Below are 21,652 nucleotides of genomic sequence, written 5' to 3' on the forward strand. Positions count from 1 at the left end.
CGTGACCGAGACTGAGATTCTTGAGCGCATCCGCGCGATCTTTCAGGAAAACTTCGCGATCGAGCCGCAGCGCGTGACGCCCGACGCTCAGCTGTTCGAAGACCTCGATCTCGACAGCATCGACGCGGTCGATCTCGCGATCAAGCTGCAGGAGATGACCGGCCGCCGCATCAAGCCGGAGAACTTCAAATCCGTGCGCACGGTCGGCGACGTGATCGGCGCGGTCGAATCGCTGCTCGCGGCGCAAGGCTGATGCCGGTCGCGCACCCGCGCACGCAGAGGTCGCAGCCACGTCCCGCCGCAAGCGAATCCGGCGCGCGGCCTCACTGGAGCAGGACCGTCGTGCAGGTGCTGCTGAAACTCGCTTACCCCGCGCTGATCTTGTGCGCATGGCGCTGGGACGCGCCGCGTCTCGTCGGCGGCATGCTGCTGGTGACTTTATGGCTGCAGCGCTGGGCCGGCGGCGGTCCGGTTGCGATGTCGCTGCGTCAGCTTTCCACGCTCGACTGGAGCGTGGTGGCGATGCTGAGCTGCGCATCGGCGACGATCGTCGTCACCGATAGCGAGCTGCTGCTGCGCTTCTATCCGTCGCTCGTCAATCTCGGTTTGCTGATCGCGTTCGGCGCGACGCTCGTGCGCGGGCCGTCGATGATCGAAAAATTTGCGCGCCTCGGCAGTCCCGATCTGCCGCCGGGTGCGGTGCGCTATACGCGGCGCGTGACCCAGGTCTGGTGCGTTTTCTTCGTGCTGAACGGCGCGTTTTCCGTCTACACCGCGCTCTATTGGAGCCGCGCGGCCTGGTCGCTGTACAACGGCGCGATCGCCTATGCACTGATCGGCGCGCTGCTGGCGGGCGAATACGTATGGCGACGTCTGTTCGTGCTGCCGCGCGCCGCGCGAGCGGATTCGGAGGCCGCCTGATGCTCGCGTTGCATGATCTGTTGTCGGCCGATGCCGCGCTTGCGACGTCCGCCGCACCGGTGTGCCGCGATGGCGCCGTGCTGCTCGATCGCGCGGCGTTTCGCGCGCGCGTCGAGGGCTTGATCGAGCTCGTGCGAACGCCCGACGCGCGGCGCTGCGCGCTCTGCATCGACGATCCGTTCGAGTTCGCCTGCGCATTGTTCGCGCTGTTCGCGTGCGGCAAGGAGCCGGTGATTCCGGCCAATGCAACGCCGGGATATCTCGCCGATCTCGCGCACGCTTACGACTTCCTGCTGACGGATGCGGATCTGCCGCCGTTCGTCGCAGCGACGCATCGCGCGGCTCACACCGCCCGCCCGATCGACGCCCATGCGCCGATGACGCTCTACACATCCGGCAGCAGCGGCACGCCGAAGCCGATCCGCAAGACGCTCGCGCAATTCAACGCCGAAGTCCACACGCTCGAACGGCAATGGGGCGCATTGCTCGGCGACGCGACGATGCTCGCGAGCGTGCCGCATCACCACATCTACGGTTTGCTGTTTCGCGTGTTGTGGCCGCTCGCGGCCGGCCGCGCCTTCGATCGCGCGATCGGCGTCGAGCCGCTGCAACTGCAGGCGCGCATCGCGCAATGCGGCGCGACGGCGGTGGTGTCGACGCCCGCGCAGCTGTCGCGTTGGCCCGCGTTGCCGGGCTTCGCCGCGCTTACGCCCGCGCCGCGCGCGTTCTTTTCGTCGGGTGGCCCGCTCGCGGCCGACGCCGCGCTGGCCTATGCGGCGAGCTACGGCGCGGCGCCGCTCGAAATCTACGGCAGCACGGAAACCGGGGGGATCGCGTGGCGGCGTCAGGATCAGGGCGACGCGTGGCAGCCGGTCGCCGGCGCCCAGGTGCGCCGCGACGACGACGGCGCGCTGTGCGTGCGCTCGCCGCATCTCGACCACGACGGCTGGCATCGCACCGGCGATCGCATCGCGTTCGATGCCGACGGGCGCTTTCGCTTGCAAGGGCGCCTCGACCGCGTGCTGAAGCTCGGCGGCAAGCGCGTCTCGCTGCCCGAACTCGAGGCGCGTCTCGCGCTGCATCCGTATGTCGCGCAGGCGGCGCTGGTGCCGCTCATAGGCGCGTCGCGCGAACGCGTCGGCGCGGTGGTCGCGCTGACCGAAGCGGGCGGCGCTGCGTTGTGCGACGAAGGCCGCGTCGCGCTGGCGAAAACGCTGCGCCGGCATCTGGCCGATTACTTCGATGCGGTCGTGCTGCCGCGTCATTGGCGTTTTCGCGTGAGCCTGCCATTCGACGCGCGCGGCAAGCTGCCCGCGAGCGCGGTTGCGGCCGCGTTCGCGCCGCTCGCCGAGGGCATGGAAGTGCTCGCCGAAACGCGCGTCGGCGACATGCGCGTCGGCGACACGCTGCACTACGTGCTGCGCGTGCCGCAGTCACTCCAGCATTTCGCCGGCCACTTTCCGGGTCTGCCGATTCTGCCGGGCGTCGTGCAGGTCGACTGGGCAGCGCGGCTCGCGGCCGGGCATTGGCCGCGCGTGCGAGAGGTGGCATCGGTCGACCGCCTGAAGTTCATGGCGCCGGTGTCGCCCGGTGCGGTGCTCGAGCTCACGCTCGCCTATGATGCCGCGCGCCGGCGTGTGCAGTTCGCGTACCGGCTCGACGGACGCGAATGCGCGTCGGGCTTGCTCGTGCATCGGGAGGACGCGTGATGACGTTCGCGCCCTGCATCGTCATTCCGATCTACAACCACAAGGACGCGATCGGAGCGAGCGTCGCGCATCTCGCGGTGCACGGCCTGCCGATCTTCGTCGTCGACGACGGCAGCGACGCGCCGACCCAGCGGGTACTCGCCGCGCTCGCGCTGCAATACGCGCAGCAGATGACGCTGCTGCGTCTGCCTGCAAACGGCGGCAAGGGCGCGGCAGTAATGGCGGGCCTGCGCGCGGCGCGCGCCGCGGGCTACACGCACGCGCTGCAGATCGACGCCGACGGCCAGCACGATGCGACCGACGTGCCGCGCTTCATCGATGCCGCGCGCGCCGAACCCGGCGCGGTGATTCTCGGCCGTCCGGTCTACGACGACAGCGTGCCGAAGGCACGTCTGTACGGCCGCTATCTGACCCACGTGTGGGTGTGGATCGAGACGCTGTCGCTGACGATTCGCGATTCGATGTGCGGCTTTCGTCTGTATCCGCTCGCGCTCGCGTGCGAGCTGATCGACAGCGTGCGACTACCCACGCGCATGGACTTCGACATCGAGATCCTCGTGCGTCTCTACTGGCGCCGCGCCGCGTTCCGCTCGATCCCGACGCGCGTGACCTACGCGGCCGATGGCGTGTCGCATTTCGACGTGCTGTGGGACAACGTGCGAATCAGCCGCAGCCATACGCGGCTCGTGTTCGGGATGCTGTGGCGTCTGCCGATGCTGCTCGCGCACAAGCTGATGCCGCGCCGCGGCGCGCTGGCCGACGCCGCCGATGAAGCCCGGCCCGAAGCCTGGTGGCGCATCGCCGAACGCGGCAGCCGCCTCGGCATGAGCCTGCTCGCGCTGAGCTGCAAGCTGTTCGGCCGCCGCTTCACCGCGCTGTGGCTGCATCCGGTCGTCGCGTATTTTCTGCTGACGGGCCGCGCGGCGCGCGCCGCGTCGGACAACTACTTCGCGCATCTGAGCGCGGTCGCGCCGTCGGCGGATACGCCGCGCCCGGGCTGGCTGTCCGCGTATCGCCATATGCTCGCGTTCGCGCAATCGGGCTTCGACAAGCTCGCCGCATGGACCGGTCGCGTCGACGACACCGACGTCACGTTCGACGATCCTGCGGCGTTCGAAGCACTGATCGCGAGCGGCAAGGGCGCGCTCGTGATCGGCGCGCACCTCGGCAATCTGGAGATGATGCGCGCGCTCGCCATCCGCGGCGAACACGCGAAGGTCACGGCGGTCGTCTACACCGGGCACACGCGCCGCTTCAATGAGGTGCTGGCGTCGTCGAATCGCGACTTCGCGCGGCATCTGCTCGAAGTCGGCGACTTCGGTCCCGAGACGGCGGTGCTGATGCAGCAGCGCATCGATGCGGGCGAACTGCTGGTGATCGTCGGCGATCGGGTGCCGGCGCGCGAGGCGGGACGCACCACCGACGCGCAATTTCTCGGCGCGAGCGCGCCGTTCGCGCAAGGACCCTACGTGCTCGCGCATGCGCTCGGCTGTCCGGTCTACCTGTTCTTCTGCCTGAAGGAACACGACGGTTACCGCATGTATTTCGAGCCGTTCGCCGAGCGCATCGAGCTGCCGCGCCGCGAACGCGCGCAGCATCTGGCAGCGTGGGCGCAACGCTACGCGCTGCGCCTCGAACACTATTGCCGCAAGGCCCCTTACCAATGGTTCAATTTCTTCGATTTCTGGGCCAGCCCCGAGCGAGGCGCAAATGGCCGACCATGATCTGAACGATGTACGGCAGGTACGCGCTGTTACGAGTGCCGCGGCGCATGTGGATGCCGGTGCCGCTGCCGCTGCCGATCGCCAAGGAGTCAACGCATGAGCGAGCCCGCGAAAACGCAGCGCGTGCTCGCCGCGAGCGCGACCGTCGAAGTGCCGTTTCACGACGTCGACGCGATGAACGTGTGCTGGCATGGCAATTATCTGAAGTACTTCGAGTTGGGCCGCGCGGCGCTGTTGCGCGCGTTCGACTACGACTATCGCGAGATGCGGGCGTCCGGCTATCTGTGGCCGATCGTCGAGGCGCATCTGAAGTACGTGCGGGCCGCCGTGTACGGACAGAAGATCGAAGTGCGCGCGCAACTGCTCGAATACGAAAACCGCCTGAAAATAGGCTATGAAATCGTCGATTGCGCATCGGGCGCGCGGCTCACGAAGGGCTATACGGTCCAGGTCGCCGTCGATGCCGCCACCGAGGAATTGCAGTTCGTGTCGCCGCCGGTCGTATTCGAAAAGCTGGAGCGCGTATGGGGACGGTGAACCGGTGCGGGCTGGGAGCGCTCGTGTCGCGGCTGGCGGGGGCGATCGTCGCAATAGGGGCGCTTGCATTGGCAGCGGCGTCGGCCGATGCGGCCACCGCCAGCAATACGGCTCCAGCCGCCAACGCCGCCAGCCACGCCAACGCCGCGCTCGTCTCGCAGATCGCCGCGCATCTCGCGCAGCCCAGGGGCGTGCGCGCGCAATTCACGCAGACGCAGACGCTTGCCGCGATGAAGCAGCCGCTCGTCAGCAACGGCACCTTGCTGTTCTTCCGCGAGCGCGGCGTGATCTGGCGGATCGACACGCCGTACAAGGCCACCTACGTGATCACCGACGCTGGCGTCGCGCAGCTCGACGCCAGCGGCCACCGCGTGAGCACGCATAGCGCGCAGGGCAGCCGCGGCGTCGCGCAAGTGTCGAAGATGATGCGCGCGATGCTCGGCGGCGATCTGTCGGCGCTGTACTCGCAGTTCGACGTGAGCGCCGAAGGCAGCGCCGCGCAATGGCGCATGCGACTCACGCCGAATCAACCGCAACTCGCGCAATCGATCAAGGGCCTCGACATGAGCGGCGGCGATTATCTGCAAAACCTGCGCATCACGCTCGCGAACGGCGACGTGACGAGGCTCGAGTTCGCGAACAGCACGGCCGTTGCCGAGCCGACGCCGGACGAGCGCAGCCTGTTCGGAGCGCCGTGATGGACATGCCGCAGCAGCGAACCGCGAAACATGCGTGGGGCGTGCGCGCCGCATGGCTCGTGCTCGCGCTGCTGGCGGCGCTGTATTGCGGCTGGCGCTTCGCCGGAGCGTCGCCGCTCGAAACCAATCTGCTCGCGCTGCTGCCCGCGACCGAAGCGGACCCGGTCGCCGAGAAAGCGGTCGACACGCTCGCGAGCGCGCTCGGCGATCGCACCGTGCTGCTCGTCACGAGCCGCGACGATGCGCACGCGAAAGCGGCCGCGAAGCAACTGGGCGCGTCGCTGCAAAAGAGCGGCGCATTCGCCTCGGTGACGGCCGAACTGCCGCCGTTCGACCTGTCGCAGATCTCGGCGCTGTATCTGCCTTACCGCTTCGGCCTGCTCGCGCCGGCCGATCGCACCGCGCTCGCGACCGCGCGCGCGACGACGCTGCACGACATGCTCGCGCAGCGCATCTACAGCCCGCTGCAAGGCGGCCTCAGTACGCAACTCGCCGACGATCCGTTCGGCTGGCTCGAACGCTGGCTCGGCAATCTGCCGCTCGCGACGTCGAATCTCGAAGTCGAGGACAACCTGCTGGTGTCGCATCGTCACGACGCGCATGGCGACATGACCAGCGTGCTGGTCATCGCGACGCTGTCGGGCTCCGCCTACGAAACGAAGACGCAGCGCGCGGTACACGCGGCGCTCGCCGATGCGGAAAGCGCGTTGCGTCAGACGTTCCCCGACGTATCGGTTGCACGCACGGGCGCCGTGTTCTACGCCGAGGCCGCGCGCAGCGCTTCCGAACGCGAGGTGCACGTGATCGGCATCGCGTCGCTCGCCGGCATCGCGCTGCTGATGATGTCGGTGTTCCGCTCGCCGCGTCTGTTGCTGCTCGGCTTCGTATCGACCGCGCTCGGCATTGTCTGCGCGCTCGCGGCGACGCTGCTGATCTTCGGCAAGCTGCATCTGTTGACGCTCGTGTTCGGCGCGAGCCTGATCGGCGAGGCTGTCGATTACTCGATCCAGTATTTCGTCGTCTATCTCGGCGCGGGCCGCGACTGGGATGCGCGGCTCGGCGCGCGGAGGGTACGGCCCGCGCTGGGCGTTGCGCTGGCGACGAGCCTGCTCGGCTACGCGATCCTGATGTGGGTGCCGTTCCCCGCGTTGAAGCAGATCGCGTGCTTCGCGATGGTGGGCATTACGACCGCGTTCGCGTCGGTGCTGTGGCTGCTGCCCGCGCTGCTCACGCGCGCGCCGAAGCACAGCCCTCGGCGCCTGTTCGCGGGCGCGGCGCGGCTGCTCGCGCGCTGGCAGCATGCGCTCGGCGGCAAGCGCGCCTGGCTGGTCGCCGCGCTGCTGCTGATCGCGTCGGTGCCCGGTTGGCTGCGTCTGAGCAGCGACGACGACATCCATCTGCTGATCCAGCGCGATGCGTCGCTGGCCGCGCAGGAAGACACGGTGCGCGAGGCGGTCGGCGTCGATAACAGCGCGCAGTTTTTCGTCGTGCGCGGCGCGACCCAGGAAGCGGTGCTGCAACGCGCCGAAGCGCTCGGTGCGAAGCTCGATGCGCTGAACGGCAGCGCCGATAGCGTCGGCGGCTACCAGTCGGTCGCGCAGTTCGTGCCGTCCGCGCAACGTCAGAGCGAAGATCGCGCGCTGCTCGCGCGGCAAGTGTTCGGCGACTTCGCCGCGTTGCGTGCGACGCTGCTGCAAGCGGGCTTCAAGGACGAAGTCGCCGATGCGTGGCTCGCCGGCTTCGCTCAGCCGCCCGCGCCGCTGACCGTGGAGCGCTGGCTCGCGGCGCCGTGGTCGCAGCCGTATCGGCATCTGTGGCTCGGCGCGGTGGGATCGAACGACAAGAATCGGGCCCGTCAACCTGGCTACGCGGCCGTCGTGATCCCGCAAGGCGTGACGCCGCGCAACGAGCCCGCGCTGATCGCGCTCGCGCGCGGCCTGCCCGGCGTCGTGTTGGTCGATAAGGCCGCGAGCGTGTCGAGGCTGTTCGGCGCGTATCGCGTGGATAGCGGCTGGTGGCTCGGCGGCGCGCTCGTGCTCGTGTGCGTGCTGCTGATGCTGCGCTACGGGGCGCGCGGGGGTATCGCCACGACCTTGCCCGTGCTGTTCGCGGTCGGCGTCGCGCTGGCGGTATTCGGCTACGCGGGCGTGCCGCTCAATCTGTTCAACTGGCTCGCGCTGATGCTGGTGCTTGGCGTCGGCGCAAACTATGCGGTGTTCCTGCGCGAAGGCTGCGCGCGCGCAGAGGCGGATCTCGGCGCGGTGTGGACCGGCGTGCTGCTGTCGGCGGCGACCACGTTGTTGTCGTTCGGCATGCTCGGCATGAGCGCGATGCCCGCGCTCAAAAGCTTCGGCACCACGCTCGCGCTCGGCATCGCGGTGGCGGTGCTGCTCGCGCCTCTCGGCATGCCATCGGCAGCGCGCTCGGGCAAGTCATCGGAACCACGGAGGGCGGCATGAAAGCGCCAACAGTTTATTTGCACGCGCTAGGCATGATCAACGCGCTCGGCGGCGACGTCGACGAGATCGTGCCGGCGCTCGCCGCCGCGCGCTCGCCCGGCATGGGCAATGTGCATACCGGCATCGGCGACGCGTTCGTCGGCAGCGTGCTCGCGCCGCTCGATCTCGCGCCGCGCGCCGACCTCGCGCGCTACGACTGCCGCAACAACCGGCTGCTGCTCGCGGCGCTCGCGCAGATCGCGCCGGCGCTCGAAGCCGCGCGCGAGCGCTACGGCCCGCAGCGCATCGGCGTCGTGCTCGGCACCAGCACGTCGGGCATCGAGGCGGCCGAAACCGCGTTCGTCTATCACGCACGAGCCGGCGCGTTGCCGGCCAACTTCAACTATCGGCAAATGGAAATCGGCACCGCCGCGCCGTTCGCTGCCGCCGCGCTCGGCGTGCGCGGGCCGGCGTTTACGATTTCGACCGCGTGTACGTCGAGCGCGAAGGCGTTCGCGTCGGCGCGTCGGCTGCTGCAATTGCAGCTATGCGATGCGGTTGTCGTCGGTGGTGTCGATTCGCTATGCGAATTGACGGTGCAGGGCTTTGCGTCGCTCGAATCGACCAGCAGCGCGCGCACCAATCCGATGAGCCGCAATCGCTGCGGCATCAACGTCGGCGAGGGCGCGGCCGTGTTCCTGATGAGCCGCGACGAAGCGGCGGTGCGGCTCGCCGGCCTCGGCGAATCGAGCGACGCGCATCATATTTCGGCGCCGGACCCGCAGGGCGTCGGGGGCGAACTCGCGCTTCGCGAAGCGCTCGCGGACGCGGGCATCGCGGCCTCGGCGGTCGGCTATGTGAATCTGCACGCGACCGCCACGCAGAAGAACGACGAAATGGAAGCGCGTCTGATGGCGCGCGTGTTCCCCGGCGGCGTCGCCGCGAGCGGCACCAAGCCGTTGACCGGCCACCAGCTCGGCGCGGCCGGCGCGACCGAACTCGGCTTCGCGTGGCTCACGCTCGCGCGCGAGAACGCGACGCTGCCGCCGCATCTATGGGACGGCGAGGCCGATCCCGCGCTGCCCGCGCTCGATCTCGTCGCGGGCGCGCGCCATCTGCCGCGCGGCACGGGCACGCAGTACGCGATGAGCAATTCGTTCGCGTTCGGCGGCAGCAATGTCAGCCTGATTCTCGCCCGGTAAAGCGCATGACGACTCCGCCACTCACTGTCGAGCAACTCGTGCGTCAGCCGATCGAAGCGATCATCCCGCATCGCGGCAGCATGCTGCTGCTCGATGCGATCGACACGTTCGCCGACACCACGCTGAGCGCCTTCGCCAGCGTCGACCCGCACGCATGGTATGCCGACGCCGCCGGCGCGATGCCCGCGTGGATCGGCATCGAGCTGATGGCGCAGGCGATCGCCGCGCACATCGCGCTCGTCGCGATGCGCGGCGGCGGCCATGCGCGTCCCGGCGTGCTGCTCGGCTCGCGCAGCTATCAGGCGTTGCAGCCGGTGTTCCAAAGCGGCGCGCGTTTGCGCGTTCACGTGAGCGAGCTGCTGCGCAGCGACGCAGGCCACAGTGCCTACGAATGCACGATCGACGACGGCGACGCGCGCTGTGCCGAAGCGGTGATCAAGGTGTTTCAACCGCCCGATTTTCAGTCATTCATCGAAGGGAGTATCAGTTCATGAGCCGGCGAGTTCTCGTTACCGGCGCAAGCCGCGGCATCGGCCGCGCGATTGCGTACAAGTTGGCCGCCGACGGTTTCGCCGTGACCGTGCATTGCCGCACCGGACGCAGCGAAGCCGACGCGGTCGCGACGGGCATCGCCGCGCAGGGCGGCACGGCGCGCGTGCTGCAATTCGACGTGCGCGAGCGCGCCGTGTGCCGCGAGGCGCTCGAAGCCGACGTCGCCGCGCACGGTCCTTACTACGGCATCGTGTGCAGTGCGGGTGTCACGCGCGACGCGGCGTTTCCGGCCCTCACCGGAGAAGACTGGGACGTCGTGATCGAAACCGGCCTCGATGCCTTCTACAACGTCGTGCATCCGCTGACGATGCCGATGGTGCGCGCGCGCCAGGGCGGCCGTATCGTCACGATCGCGTCGGTGTCGGGCGTGATGGGCAATCGCGGCCAGGTCAATTACAGCGCCGCGAAAGCGGGACTGATCGGCGCGACCAAGGCGCTCGCGGTCGAACTCGCGTCGCGCAACATCACCGTCAATTGCGTCGCGCCGGGGTTGATCGAAACCGGCATGCTCGAACAGGTGACGCTCGATCATGCGCTGAAGACCGTGCCGATGAACCGCGTCGGCCAGCCGGCGGAGGTCGCGTCGGTGGTGAGCTTTCTGATGTCGGATGGCGCGTCGTATGTGACGCGCCAGGTGATCGGCGTGAACGGCGGGATGGTCTGATGAAGCGCGTCGTCATCACCGGCATGGGCGGCGTGACCGCGTTCGGCGATAGCTGGGACGCGGTTCAAGCGCGCCTGAAGCGCGGCGAGAACGCGGTGCGGCGCATGGCCGAGTGGGATTACTTCGAGTCGCTGCATACGCGACTCGCGTGTCCGCTGCCCGGGTTCACGATCCCCGCGCATTACCCGCGCAAGAGAGTGCGTTCGATGGGCCCGGTGTCGCTGTACTCGGTGCGCGCGAGCGAACTCGCGCTCGCCGACGCGGGCCTCGCCGACGACACGAGCATCGCGGATGGCCGCATGGGCGTCGCGTACGGTTCGTCGTCGGGCTCGGTGCAGCCGATCCGCGCGTTCGGCACGATGCTCGAAACCGGTTTGATGAGCAACGTCACGTCGAACAGCTACGTGCAGATGATGCCGCACACGACGGCCGTCAACGTGAGCCTGTTCTGGGACCTCAAAGGCCGCATCATCCCGACCTCGTGTGCGTGCGCGTCGGGCAGCCAGGCGATCGGCTATGCGTACGAGGCGATCCAGTCCGGCAAACAGACGCTGATGCTCGCGGGCGGCGCGGAAGAGCTGTCGGGTCCCGCGGTCGCCGTGTTCGACACGCTTTACGCGACCAGCACGCGCAACGACGAGCCGCATCTGACGCCGCGTCCGTTCGATGCCGCGCGCGACGGCCTCGTGGTCGGCGAGGGCGCGGCGACGCTCGTCCTCGAAGAATACGAGCATGCGCTGGCGCGCGGCGCGCGGATTCACGCGGAAGTGGTCGGCTTCGGCTGCAACTCGGACGGCGCGCACATGACGCAACCCACCGCCGACACGATGGCGCTCGCGATGCAACTCGCGCTGCGCGACGCGCAATTGCCACCCGAAGCGATTGCCTACGTGAACGCGCACGGTACGTCGACCGATCGCGGCGACATCGCCGAAAGCCACGCGACCGCGCAGACCTTCGGCGCGCGCATGCCGGTCAGCTCGCTGAAAAGCTATGTGGGCCATACGCTAGGCGCGTGCGGCGCGATCGAGGCGTGGTGGACGATCGAGATGATGAAGCGCAACTGGTACGTGCCCACCCTGAATCTCGACCACCTCGATCCGGCTTGCGCGCCGCTGGATTACATCGTCGGCGGCGCGCGCGAGATCGACGCCGAGTACGTGATGAGCAACAACTTCGCGTTCGGCGGCATCAACACGTCGCTGATTTTCCGGCGCGTTCGATGAGCACAGGCCTGCAACGCGTGGCCGTGACCGGCATGGGCATCGTGTCGTGTCTCGGCAATACGCTCGACCAGGTCTGCGCGGCGTTGCGCGCGGGGCACTCGCGAATCGAGCGTATCGATGCGTGGCGCGAGCGCGGATTTGCATCGCAAGTCGCGGGCGTGGCGTCGGTCGCGCACGAGGCGCCGTTCGAGCGCAAGCTCGAACGCTTCATGGGCGACACCGCGCGCTTCGCGTGCCACGCGGCGCGACGCGCGATCGACGATGCAAGGCTCGACCTCGCTTCATTGCAGTCGCCGCGCGCGGGTGTCGTGATCGGCTCGGGCGTCGGCACGATGGCGAGCTACGACGCGGCGCTCGCGATCGCGCACACGCGCGGCGTCGACAAGGTGCCGCCGTTCACGGTGCCGCATACGATGAGCAGCACCGCGTCGGCGAACGTCGCGCAGATGTTCGGGATCGAAGGCGTCGGCTATTCGCCGTCATCGGCATGCACGACGTCGGCACTCGCGATCGGGCAGGCGATGCAGCTGATCCAGACCGGCCGCCAGCAGATCGTGCTCGCGGGCGGCAGCGAAGCGCTGCACGACAACACGACGCTGATGTTCGACGCGATGGGCGCGCTGTCGCGCCGCTTCAACGACACGCCCCGGAGCGCGTCGCGACCGTACGACACGCAGCGCGATGGCTTCGTGATCGCGTCGGGCGGCGGCGTGCTCGTGCTCGAAGCGCTCGACCATGCGCTCGCGCGCGGCGCGCGCATCTACGCGGAGCTGAGCGGCTTCGGCGATTGCACCGATCGCGCGGGCATGGTCGCGCCGCGTGCGGCCGGCATCGCGCGCGCGATGCGCGGCGCGCTCGAGCAGGCGGGCCGGCGTCCCGACTACGTGAACACGCATGCGCCGTCCACACCGCTCGGCGATCTCGAAGAGCTGCACGCGTTGCGCGAGGTGTTCGGTGCATCGGCGCAAGGGTTGCCCGCGTTTTCGTCGACCAAGGGCATGACCGGGCATTCGCTCGGCGCGTGCGGCGCGCACGAAGCGATCTATACGCTATTGATGATGCGCGACGGCTTTATCGCGGCGACCGCGCTGGTCGATACGCCGGAGCCGCAAGTGCGGAACATGCCGCTCGCGCGCGTGACGCGCGACGCGCGCATCGACACGGCGATGTCGGTTTCTTTCGGGTTCGGCGGGAGTTGCGCGAGCCTGATGTTCGAAGCGTGGCGAGGCTCGCATACGGCGCGGCAACGCACGCAAACCGTTGGAGGAGTGATTTGAACAGCGATTCTTCAAAGCGGACCGTGGTCGACGTCGCGATCATCGGCGCGGGTCCCGCCGGCGCGGTGGCCGCCGCGCTGCTGCGTAAGGCGGGCCGCTCGGTGCTGGTGCTGGAGCGTCAGCACTTTCCGCGCTTCTCGATCGGCGAGAGCCTGTTGCCGCAAAGCATGGCGTACCTCGAAGAGGCCGGCATGCTGCAGGCCGTCGTCGAGGCGGGCTTCCAGTACAAGAACGGCGCGCACTTCGTATATCGCGACCAGAGCTCGTCGTTCGACTTTCGCGACAAGCATTCGCCGGGCTGGGGCACCACGTACCAGGTCGAGCGCGCGCTGTTCGACGACGTGCTGATTCGCTGCGCGGCCGCGCAGGGTGCCGACGTGCGGTTCGGCCACACGGTGAGCGCGGTGCGCACGGGCGCGGCACCGGTGCTCGACGTCGTCGATGAAAGTGCCGGCGCGTATCGGGTCGAAGCGCGTTTCGTGCTCGATGCGAGCGGCTTCGGGCGCGTGCTGCCGCGCCTGCTGAAGCTGGAGGCGCCGACGCGCATGCCGACGCGCGCCGCATTGTTCACGCACGTGCGCGACGGGCTCGCGCTTGACGACATCGATCGCAACAAGATCTGCATCGCGACGCATCCCGAGCGTCGCGACGTGTGGTTCTGGATGATTCCGCTCGCGGGCGGCCGTTGTTCGGTGGGATGTGTCGCCGAGGCGAGTTTTCTCGAGGTGCCCGAAACGCAGCGCGAGGCGACGCTGCGCGCGCTGATCCGGCAGGAGCCGACGCTGAACCGGCTGATCGGGCAGGCGCCGTTCCTGATGCCGGTGCGGCAGATCGGCGGCTACGCGGCGAGTGTCGCGAGTCTGCATGGGCCGGGCTATGCGCTGCTCGGCAATGCGGGCGAGTTTCTCGATCCGGTGTTTTCCTCGGGCGTGACGATCGCGCTGCGCTCCGCGCATCTGGCGGCGCGCGCGCTGAACCGGCAGCTCGACGGCGCGACGGTCGACTGGTCAGCCGATTACGACGTGCCGTTGCGCAAGGGCATCGATACGTTCCGCGCATTCGTCGAGCGCTGGTACACGGGCGAGCTGCAGGACATCATCTACTACCCGGAACAGGTGACGCCGATCCGCCGCATGATCTGCGCGGTGCTCGCCGGTTACGCGTGGGACGAGTCGAATCCGTATGTCGCGGATCCGGTGCGGCGCCTCAACGCGTTGCACGAGGTGTGCAAGGCGGGCTGAGGCGGGCCGGCGCTTTGTGTGTATCCCAGCGGATCGAGGGTAGTACAGATTTTGGGCTATCGCTGATATACGCTCTCGAAAGGCGGCTGGCGTATCCGGCGGCCGAGGCACGACGTGCCGATGCCGTGTCCGGTTTGACCGTACCAACCAAGGCGAAACAAGGCGATCCAAGCGCCGGAACCGGCCGAGATCGCGTGTTACGATTATCGTACTGTAAGCCCCCAACGACTGTCAGGAACTTAAGGCATGAGCGCGACGCCATATCAACCCCCGTCCCACCTTCTGCAGGTGCTGCAAAGTATCGAGTATGAGCAGGCGTTGGAAGTTGGGGACCCTCGCTACGTGGATACGCGCGAAGCACGCGGTAGTCAGAAAACGTTGAGCCGGCTTGCCAAGAAGTTTGGTCTCGACTTGAGAACTGATACGTTGTTCCCGCCGGATGCCAAGCATGTCCTGTTTTTCGGGCATACAGGCAGCGGAAAAACCACAGAGTTACGGCACTATGCGCGAGAGTTGAGTGGCTCGAATCGTTTTTTTATCGTCGAAGTTGATGTGGTCCAGGTGCTCGACCCCAACAATCTGCAGTATGCCGACACACTAATGGCACTGGCCCAAGCGCTACTCCTACGTCTCGATTCTGATCAGATCTATCTTGGGACCGATGCCTTCATTGAGATAGAAAAGTGGTTCTCCGAGCGCGTCCTCGAAAGTGAAGAAGGTAAAGAGTTTTCAGCCCATATGGAGGCCGGGGCTACCGCAAAAGGTGGCGTCCCGTTTCTGATCGAGTTGTTCGCTAAATTCACTGCTTCAATCAAGGCAAATGCCAGCTATAAAGACAAGTTGCGGCGGGTTGTCCGTAACAATTTCACGCAGTTGAAAGACGCGTTTAACCGCTTTGTGAGGAAGGCAGAAGAAGCGCTGCGCGCCGCAGGGAAGGCTGAAAGGATCCTTTTTGTCATAGACGGCACAGATAAGATGCGCGGCGAGGACACTCAGAAATACTTCATCGAAGACGCTGAGCAGTTGCTGGCGATAAGCGCATTTGTCATCTACACGGCACCTCTAAGTCTCAAGTCTGGCGGCAATCTTGCGGGCAAGCTTGATGCAGACCTTGTGCTGCCGATGATCAAACTGCAAGAGCGCGATGGTTCGGCTTGCGACGCAGGGTTTAGGGCCATGCGCGAAATCCTGCTGCGTCGAGCTGACCGCAAACTGTTTGCCGGCGAAGCGGAGATTAAGCTCTTGGTTGAACACTCCGGTGGGCATCCTCGCGAACTGCTGAGGTTACTCAAGCTCTGTTGTGAGCTTGCGGAAGATCCGATTATTGACGAAGCCACAGTGCGGGCCGCCATCGATCAACTCGCTGCCGAGTACCGTTACTTTTTGCAATCGGAGGATTACGCGTTACTCGTCCAGATCGACGCCGATCCGCAACATGAGGGCACTGACGAGCGCACGAGCAAGTTGCTTTATGATCTCGCGCTGCTTCAATTCAATGATGGATCCTGGCGCCGAAGTCATCCGGTGGTGCGGACGTTGGAAGGTTACCTCCGGGCAACTCGGGTCGTGACTGCACAAAGCGGTACAAGCCTGACGTGAACGAACACGATACCTTTCATTTCAACTATAAAAGGCATGTTGCCGCTGCCGAACTGAGGCCAGAGCATGTCCAGGATTTCGCACGGCTGGTCAAAACTATCCGCTACGGTAGCCGCTTCCAGTTGCTTATCGCGGAATTCAACGATGTTCCCTACCGTGATGCGCTAATCCAGCGCATTAACGAAGTGATCGCTGTCGAGAATTTGCGTTCCGGAATAGTAAATCTTGCCGATGGCCGGTTTGACGATTTTAATGCGGTCGAAGCTTCCGTCCGTCAATTGTTCACCAATAGTGATGCCGTCCATTTGCTGGGTGGAGAAAGCTGGTTTGACGCGAAGCGCTGGCAAGCTTTCAATTTGCGTCGCGAAGCCATTGCAACGGATATACCCGCGCGCCTGCTGCTATGGCTAACGAGGGAGGCGGTTCGAACCATGGCCCGCGCCGCGCCAGATCTATGGGCGTGGCGCAGTGGAGTGTATGCGTTTCCTATCTCTGATGCGCAACGGCCGGAGGCTCCGCAGCTTCAAGCGGATACATCTGCCGATAGTCGGTCTATGGCTGAACGCTGCAGACGCATTGCTGTCTTACAGACCTATTTAGCTACCGACCCTCCTCCGCCCGAAGATTCATTGCTTCCGCTATTGGACGAATTGGCGGATCTGTACAAGAGCATTGGTGATTTGGACGAGGCGCTGCACATCCGTCGCGACGAGGAGTTGCCGGTATATGAGCGGCGAGGCGATGTGCGGTCGCGGGCGATCACGCTGGGGCAGATCGCAGATGTACTGCAGGCGCGCGGCGAGCTGGACGAGGCGCTACGCATCCGTCGCGAGGAGGTCCTGCCGGAGTATGAGCGGCTAGGCGATGTACGGTCGCGGGCGGTGACGCTGGGCAAAATCGCTGATCTGCTGCGGGACCGCGGCGAGCTGGACGAGGCGCTGCGCATCCGTCGCGAGGAGGTCCTGCCGGAGTATGAGCGTCTAGGCGACGTACGGTCGCGGGCAGTGACGCTGGGCAAAATCGCCGACCTGCTACAGGCGCGTGGCGAGCTGGACGAGGCGCTGCGCATCCGTCGCGAGCAGGTGCTACCTGAATATGAGCGCCTAGGTGAAGCGCGGTTGCGGGCGGTCGCGCTGGGCAAAATTGCCGATCTGCTCCGGGACCGCGGCGAACTGGACGAGGCGCTGCGTATCCGTCGCGAGGAGGTGCTGCCAGAGTACGAGCGGCTAGGCGACGTGCGGTCCCGAGCGGTCACGCTGGGCAGAATCGCCGATGTGCTGCAGGCGCGCGGCGAACTGGACGAGGCGCTGCGCATCCGTCGCGAGGAGGAGTTGCCGGTGTACGAACGGCTAGGCGATGTGCGGTCGCGGGCGATTACGCTGGGGCAGATCGCCGATGTGCTGCAGGCGCGCGGCGAGCTGGACGAGGCGCTGCGAATCCGTCGCGAGGAGGTCCTGCCGGAGTATGAGCGGCTATGCGATGCACGGTCGCGGGCGGTGACGCTGGGCAAAATCGCCGATCTGCTGCGGGACCGCGGCGAACCGGACGAGGCGCTGCGCATTCGTCGTGAGGAGGTGCTGCCAGAGTATGAGCGGCTAGGTGACGTACGATCGCGGGCGATTACGCTGGGCAAAATCGCCGATGAGCTGCAGGCGCGCGGCGAACTGGACGAGGCGCTGCGCATCCGTCGCGAGGAGGAGTTGCCGGTGTATGAGCGGTTAGGCGACGTGCGGTCGCGGGCGATCACGCTGGGGCAGATCGCCGATGTGCTGCAGGCACGCGGCGAGCTGGACGAGGCGCTACACATCCGTCGCGAGGAAGAGCTACCGGCGTACGAGCGGCTAGGCGATGTACGATCGCGGGCGATCACGCTGGGGCAGATCGCCGATGTGCTGGAAGCACGCGGCGAACTGGACGAGGCGTTGCGCATCCGTCGCGAGGAGGAGTTGCCGGTGTATGAGCGACTGGGCGACGTGCGATCGCGGGTGATCACGCTGGGGCAGATCGCCGATGTGCTGCAGTCGCGCGGCGAACTGGACGAGGCGCTGCGCATGCGTCGTGAGGAGGTGCTGCCAGAGTACGAGCGGCTAGGCGATGTACGGTCGAGGGCGGTGACGCTGGGCAAAATCGCCGATCTGCTTCGGGACCGCGGCGAGCTGGACGAGGCGCTGCGCATCCGTCGGGAAGAAGTGCTGCCGGTCTACGAGCGGCTAGGTGAAACGCGGTTGCGGGCGGTCGCGTTGAGCAAAATTGCCGATTTGCTACAGGCGCGCGGCGAATTGGACGAGGCGCTCCGTATCCGTCGCGAGGAGGTGCTGCCGGAGTACGAGCGGCTAGGCGATATGCAGTCGCGGGCGGCGACGCTAGGCAAAATCGCCGATTTGATGCAGGCCCGCGGCGAGCGAGCTTGAAGAGGCGCTGCGAATCCGTCGCGGCGGGGTCCTCTGATCTGTAATAGCCGCATCCACCTGTTCGACTGGCTCGTCACTGGCCAGATTGTCCCGCACAACCCGGGCGCGTCGGTGCGCGGCCCCAGTCACAGCACGAAACATGGCAAAACCGTGGTGCTCGATGAGACCGAGGCGCGGCAGCTGCTCGACAGCATCGATGTGACGACGCCGGTCGGCTGCCGAGGTGTGCCGGGGCTCCCTGCCTGCCCTCAGAGGCAGTCGTGCTGACTTGTTCCCGCCAACCCACAGCACCCCGTTGGGGAATCTCACGGCGGCAATCAGTCTCCCGAACGGCGAACCTATGCTGTCCGGCCGGGGTGGTCCGGCTACCTCAACGCTGCTCGGCGATGCTCAACCGTTCGCGTATTACGCTAACAACATGTCGGGGGACTCGACGGATCAGGCTGGAATCCCGGTTGAGGGTATGTCCAACATACATAGGTTGAGAACGCGCCAGGGGAAAGAAACAATGGCGGATGTAGGGTTCAGAAGGCACGCCGACTGTTGACGTTGACTTCGACAACCATCATGGCCAGCCATACCCGCACACCCACAACTGGTACGACTAGGGCCGCGACCACGGCTGGCCGGTCTCCATACTTCCCGCATTTTGGAAGGCGCCGCGCCGACCATGTCGCGTACGTTTTCTCCACGTCCGGAGATTGCCGTCGAATTTGAGACGCTCGAAATTGACACTGAATAGCCAATTTGTGAGCACTCGCGGACCAAGACGCGCACTAGCGTTTCTTCTGCAACTGGGGCGTCTCAACCGAAGCTGGTGTCAAGCCGCGATCTTCGCGCGCCCCGGCGCGCCCCGGCACGCGCCGGCGCGCGTCGTCGCGGCGATGCACGCACTTGCCGGCCGCATACGTTTCATACACGGCGCGATCGTCACCGAGCAGCGCGAACGCGAACAGCAGCTCCTCGAGCGATTCGCGCCGCGCGGTGCGGCGCGCGAGCAGCGGCGTCGCCTGCGGATCGAGCACGACGAAGTCCGCTTCCGAGCCGTCCCTCAGCGTGCCGATCTTGTCGCCGAGATCGAGCGCTTCGGCCGCGCCGGCGGTCGCGAGATAGAACATGCGCGTCGCCGTCAGATGATGGCCGCCGAGGCGCGCAACCTTGTGCGCTTCGTTCATCGTCTGCAGCATCGAGAACGACGTGCCGCCGCCGACGTCGGTCGCGAGCGCGATCGGCATGCCGGCCGAGTCGGCCTTGTCGAAGTCGAACAGGCCGCTGCCGAGGAACAGGTTCGAGGTCGGACAGTGCGAGGCGAGCGCGCCGGTTTGCGCCATGCGCTTGCGGTCCTCGTCGTCGAGGTAGATGCAATGGCCGTACACCGCGCGACGGCGCAAGAGCCCATAGTGATCGTAGATGTCGAGATAGCTGCGGTGGCCGGGGAACAGCTCGGCGACCCATTTCACCTCGTCGGTGTTCTCGGCCACGTGGCTCTGAATGAACACGTCCGGATGCAGCCGCGCGAGCGCGCCGCATGCTTCGAGCTGCGCCTCGGTCGAGGTCGGCGCGAAGCGCGGCGTCAGCGCGTACATCTGGCGGCCGCGATCGTGCCAGCGGCCGATCAGCTTGGCGCTGTCGTCGTAGCCCGATTGCGCGGTGTCGCGCAGGAACGCGGGGCAGTGGCGGTCCATCAGCACCTTGCCCGCGACCATGCGCAAATTGCGCGCTTCGCTCTCGGCGAAGAGGGCGTCGGCGGATTCCTTGTGCACCGTGCAGTACACGAGCGCGGTCGTCGTGCCGCAGGCGAGCAGTTCGTCGAGGAAAAAGCTCGCCGTGTCGCGGGCGTGCGCGATGTCGGCGAAGCGGCGCTCGGTTGGGAACGTGTACGTGTCGAGCCACGGCAGCAGACCCGGCGCCGGCGACGCAATCATGTCGGTCTGCGGATAGTGGATGTGGGTATCGATGAAGCCCGGCACGATCAGCTTGTCGCGCCGCTCCACGACCTGCGTGCCGGGCGCGAGCCGCGACGCGAGCGCCGCATACGCGTCCGCCGCGACGACGCGGCCGTCTTCCACGATCAGGAGACCGTCCTCGTGGAACACCACGGCGTTCGGCGCGTGCGCCGGATCGCCGTTGAAGGTCAGCAGAGGGGCGCGGAATGCCGCTTGCGCCACTTGCGCGGTATGAGCCGATTCAGTCATGGAAAAGCTGTCTCCGAATGTTGAAAGCTGGGCGGCGCAGGCAGCGGCAGCGGCTTCCCGGTTCGGGTCGTTGCCGTTTGCACGAACGAAGCGAAGCCGCCGGCCGCCGACGTCGGTCGAGGCCCGTCAGTTGAAATCCGTCGGCGCGCGGCTCAGTGCTGCCACTCAGTGCCGCCAATACGCGTCGAGCTTACCGATCAGCATGGCGCGTTCCTCGGGCGTCACGAACGACGCCTCGAAGCCGTTGCGGATGATCGTGTAGACCTCGGCGTCGTCGAGCTTCAGCGCGTCGATCGTCGCCAGATAGTTCGCGTTCACGTAGCCGCCGAAATAGGCCGGATCGTCGGAATTGACGGTCACCGCGACGCCGCGATCGAGCAGGTCTTTCAGCGTGTGCCTGGTCAGGTCGTCGAACACGCACAGCTTCAGGTTCGATAGCGGGCACACGGTCAGCGCGACGCGCGTATCGGCGAGACGCGTAACGAGCGCGGGGTCCTCGATGCTGCGCACGCCGTGATCGACGCGGTCGACCTTCAGCACGTCGAGCGCTTCGTAGATGTAGGACGGCGGGCCTTCCTCGCCCGCATGCGCGACGAGCTTCAGACCGAGCGCGCGCGCCTTCGCGAACACGCGCTCGAACTTCGACGGCGGATGACCGCGTTCCGACGAATCGAGCCCGACGCCGATCAGCCGATGCTCGTACTGCTCGAACAGCGGCAGCGCTTCGTCGAAGGTGGCGAGCGCATCGTCCTCGGACAGATGGCGCAGGAAACACAGGATCAGCTTGCTCGACATGCCGCGCTTCTCCGCGTCGGCGAGCGCGCGTTCGATGCCGGCCACGACGGTCGCGATCCGCACGCCGCGCTCGGTATGGGTCTGCGGGTCGAAAAAGATTTCGCTATGCACGACGTTGTCGGCGAGACAGCGCTCGACGTAGGCGATCGTCATGTCGTAAAAGTCCTGCTCGTGCAGCAGCACGCTCGCGCCCGCGTAGTAGATGTCGAGGAACGATTGCAGGTCGGTGAACGCATAGGCGGCGCGCAAGGCTTCCACCGAGTCGTAGGCGAGCTTCACGCCGTTGCGTTGCGCGAGCGCGAAAATCAGCTCGGGTTCGAGCGAGCCTTCGATGTGGATATGCAGCTCGGCCTTCGGTGCGCGCGCGGTTTTGTCGGCGAGCGTAACGGAGGAAACAGGGGTAGCGGTTGTCGGGTTCATCGTGGTTTGGAATTGTGTGTTGGGTAACGAGCGGCGCCGGCCG

General features: G+C 66.5%; 17 protein-coding genes and 1 pseudogene. 16 read left to right on the plus strand and 2 right to left on the minus strand.

Annotated elements, in window-relative coordinates; translation table 11 throughout:
• Nucleotide 1 precedes the first annotated feature (1 nt).
• From HWY30_RS23375 to HWY30_RS43020, 16 genes and pseudogenes are all read left to right on the plus strand, one after another.
• The gene (locus tag HWY30_RS23375; protein WP_090801393.1) at nt 2-253 is read left to right on the plus strand and encodes an acyl carrier protein; all 252 of its coding nucleotides are present in this window, start codon (nt 2-4) and stop codon (nt 251-253) included.
• A complete protein-coding gene (locus tag HWY30_RS23380) occupies nt 253-921 on the plus strand; it encodes a COG4648 family protein (RefSeq protein WP_090801391.1) in 669 nt (222 codons plus the stop codon). The genes HWY30_RS23375 and HWY30_RS23380 overlap by 1 nt, the downstream gene beginning before the upstream one ends.
• Entirely contained in the window at nt 921-2,630 is a 1,710-nt protein-coding gene (locus HWY30_RS23385) for an ApeI family dehydratase (protein ID WP_090801389.1), read from the plus strand. The genes HWY30_RS23380 and HWY30_RS23385 overlap by 1 nt, the downstream gene beginning before the upstream one ends.
• Nucleotides 2,630-4,354, plus strand: coding sequence for a glycosyltransferase family 2 protein (locus HWY30_RS23390; RefSeq protein ID WP_090801387.1), 1,725 nt, complete (start codon nt 2,630-2,632; stop codon nt 4,352-4,354). Before HWY30_RS23385 ends, HWY30_RS23390 begins: the two co-directional genes overlap by 1 nt.
• Before the next feature lie 96 nt (nt 4,355-4,450).
• Nucleotides 4,451-4,891 (plus strand): acyl-CoA thioesterase, encoded by a 441-nt coding sequence (locus tag HWY30_RS23395; protein WP_090801385.1) that lies wholly within the window; start codon nt 4,451-4,453, stop codon nt 4,889-4,891.
• Entirely contained in the window at nt 4,879-5,589 is a 711-nt protein-coding gene (locus HWY30_RS23400) for a LolA family protein (RefSeq protein WP_090801383.1), read from the plus strand. Before HWY30_RS23395 ends, HWY30_RS23400 begins: the two co-directional genes overlap by 13 nt.
• Nucleotides 5,589-8,048, plus strand: coding sequence for an MMPL family transporter (locus HWY30_RS23405; protein ID WP_090801381.1), 2,460 nt, complete (start codon nt 5,589-5,591; stop codon nt 8,046-8,048). Before HWY30_RS23400 ends, HWY30_RS23405 begins: the two co-directional genes overlap by 1 nt.
• Nucleotides 8,045-9,229: a beta-ketoacyl-[acyl-carrier-protein] synthase family protein gene (locus tag HWY30_RS23410; RefSeq protein ID WP_090801380.1), complete on the plus strand. Its 1,185-nt coding sequence runs from the start codon at nt 8,045-8,047 to the stop codon at nt 9,227-9,229. The genes HWY30_RS23405 and HWY30_RS23410 overlap by 4 nt, the downstream gene beginning before the upstream one ends.
• A 5-nt stretch (nt 9,230-9,234) precedes the next feature.
• Complete coding sequence (locus tag HWY30_RS23415) at nt 9,235-9,723, plus strand: hotdog family protein (protein WP_090801378.1); 489 nt, start codon at nt 9,235-9,237, stop codon at nt 9,721-9,723.
• Nucleotides 9,720-10,445 carry a 3-ketoacyl-ACP reductase FabG2 gene (locus HWY30_RS23420; protein ID WP_090801376.1) on the plus strand — a complete coding sequence of 242 codons (726 nt, stop codon included), beginning with the start codon at nt 9,720-9,722 and terminating at the stop codon, nt 10,443-10,445. Before HWY30_RS23415 ends, HWY30_RS23420 begins: the two co-directional genes overlap by 4 nt.
• Nucleotides 10,445-11,671, plus strand: a complete 1,227-nt coding sequence (locus HWY30_RS23425) for a beta-ketoacyl-ACP synthase (protein ID WP_090801374.1) — start codon at nt 10,445-10,447, stop codon at nt 11,669-11,671. Before HWY30_RS23420 ends, HWY30_RS23425 begins: the two co-directional genes overlap by 1 nt.
• On the plus strand, nt 11,668-12,948 hold the full coding sequence (locus HWY30_RS23430) for a beta-ketoacyl-[acyl-carrier-protein] synthase family protein (RefSeq protein WP_090801372.1): 1,281 nt from the start codon (nt 11,668-11,670) through the stop codon (nt 12,946-12,948). The genes HWY30_RS23425 and HWY30_RS23430 overlap by 4 nt, the downstream gene beginning before the upstream one ends.
• Nucleotides 12,945-14,189 carry an NAD(P)/FAD-dependent oxidoreductase gene (locus HWY30_RS23435; RefSeq protein WP_090801370.1) on the plus strand — a complete coding sequence of 415 codons (1,245 nt, stop codon included), beginning with the start codon at nt 12,945-12,947 and terminating at the stop codon, nt 14,187-14,189. Before HWY30_RS23430 ends, HWY30_RS23435 begins: the two co-directional genes overlap by 4 nt.
• 246 nt (nt 14,190-14,435) lie before the next feature.
• Nucleotides 14,436-15,788 carry a P-loop NTPase family protein gene (locus tag HWY30_RS23440; protein ID WP_090801368.1) on the plus strand — a complete coding sequence of 451 codons (1,353 nt, stop codon included), beginning with the start codon at nt 14,436-14,438 and terminating at the stop codon, nt 15,786-15,788.
• Entirely contained in the window at nt 15,785-18,199 is a 2,415-nt protein-coding gene (locus HWY30_RS23445; protein WP_143037113.1) for a tetratricopeptide repeat protein, read from the plus strand. Before HWY30_RS23440 ends, HWY30_RS23445 begins: the two co-directional genes overlap by 4 nt.
• A 54-nt stretch (nt 18,200-18,253) precedes the next feature.
• Nucleotides 18,254-18,421: pseudogene (locus HWY30_RS43020) on the plus strand (tyrosine-type recombinase/integrase); the annotation flags it as partial.
• Between the two features lie 554 nt (nt 18,422-18,975).
• Here HWY30_RS43020 and guaD read toward each other — a convergent pair.
• Both guaD and HWY30_RS23455 read right to left on the minus strand, forming a co-directional pair.
• Nucleotides 18,976-20,394 (minus strand): guanine deaminase, encoded by a 1,419-nt coding sequence (guaD, locus tag HWY30_RS23450; RefSeq protein ID WP_244144970.1) that lies wholly within the window; start codon nt 20,392-20,394, stop codon nt 18,976-18,978.
• A 165-nt stretch (nt 20,395-20,559) separates the two neighbouring features.
• Nucleotides 20,560-21,609 (minus strand): adenosine deaminase, encoded by a 1,050-nt coding sequence (locus HWY30_RS23455; RefSeq protein WP_090801364.1) that lies wholly within the window; start codon nt 21,607-21,609, stop codon nt 20,560-20,562.
• Nucleotides 21,610-21,652 lie beyond the last annotated feature (43 nt).

The organism is Paraburkholderia tuberum STM678 (assembly GCF_902833905.1).
Taxonomy (GTDB): domain Bacteria; phylum Pseudomonadota; class Gammaproteobacteria; order Burkholderiales; family Burkholderiaceae; genus Paraburkholderia; species Paraburkholderia tuberum.

What these genes read in the sequence shown, in the direction of transcription:
- HWY30_RS23455 (WP_090801364.1), bottom strand. Translation starts at nt 21,609, where the DNA reads ATGAACCCGACAACCGCTACCCCTGTTTCCTCCGTTACGCTCGCCGAC.
- guaD (WP_244144970.1), bottom strand. Translation starts at nt 20,394, where the DNA reads ATGACTGAATCGGCTCATACCGCGCAAGTGGCGCAAGCGGCATTCCGC.
- HWY30_RS23400 (WP_090801383.1), top strand. Translation starts at nt 4,879, where the DNA reads ATGGGGACGGTGAACCGGTGCGGGCTGGGAGCGCTCGTGTCGCGGCTG.
- HWY30_RS23415 (WP_090801378.1), top strand. Translation starts at nt 9,235, where the DNA reads ATGACGACTCCGCCACTCACTGTCGAGCAACTCGTGCGTCAGCCGATC.
- HWY30_RS23390 (WP_090801387.1), top strand. Translation starts at nt 2,630, where the DNA reads ATGACGTTCGCGCCCTGCATCGTCATTCCGATCTACAACCACAAGGAC.
- HWY30_RS23380 (WP_090801391.1), top strand. Translation starts at nt 253, where the DNA reads ATGCCGGTCGCGCACCCGCGCACGCAGAGGTCGCAGCCACGTCCCGCC.
- HWY30_RS23440 (WP_090801368.1), top strand. Translation starts at nt 14,436, where the DNA reads ATGAGCGCGACGCCATATCAACCCCCGTCCCACCTTCTGCAGGTGCTG.
- HWY30_RS23385 (WP_090801389.1), top strand. Translation starts at nt 921, where the DNA reads ATGCTCGCGTTGCATGATCTGTTGTCGGCCGATGCCGCGCTTGCGACG.
- HWY30_RS23410 (WP_090801380.1), top strand. Translation starts at nt 8,045, where the DNA reads ATGAAAGCGCCAACAGTTTATTTGCACGCGCTAGGCATGATCAACGCG.
- HWY30_RS23430 (WP_090801372.1), top strand. Translation starts at nt 11,668, where the DNA reads ATGAGCACAGGCCTGCAACGCGTGGCCGTGACCGGCATGGGCATCGTG.
- HWY30_RS23420 (WP_090801376.1), top strand. Translation starts at nt 9,720, where the DNA reads ATGAGCCGGCGAGTTCTCGTTACCGGCGCAAGCCGCGGCATCGGCCGC.
- HWY30_RS23405 (WP_090801381.1), top strand. Translation starts at nt 5,589, where the DNA reads ATGGACATGCCGCAGCAGCGAACCGCGAAACATGCGTGGGGCGTGCGC.
- HWY30_RS23395 (WP_090801385.1), top strand. Translation starts at nt 4,451, where the DNA reads ATGAGCGAGCCCGCGAAAACGCAGCGCGTGCTCGCCGCGAGCGCGACC.
- HWY30_RS23425 (WP_090801374.1), top strand. Translation starts at nt 10,445, where the DNA reads ATGAAGCGCGTCGTCATCACCGGCATGGGCGGCGTGACCGCGTTCGGC.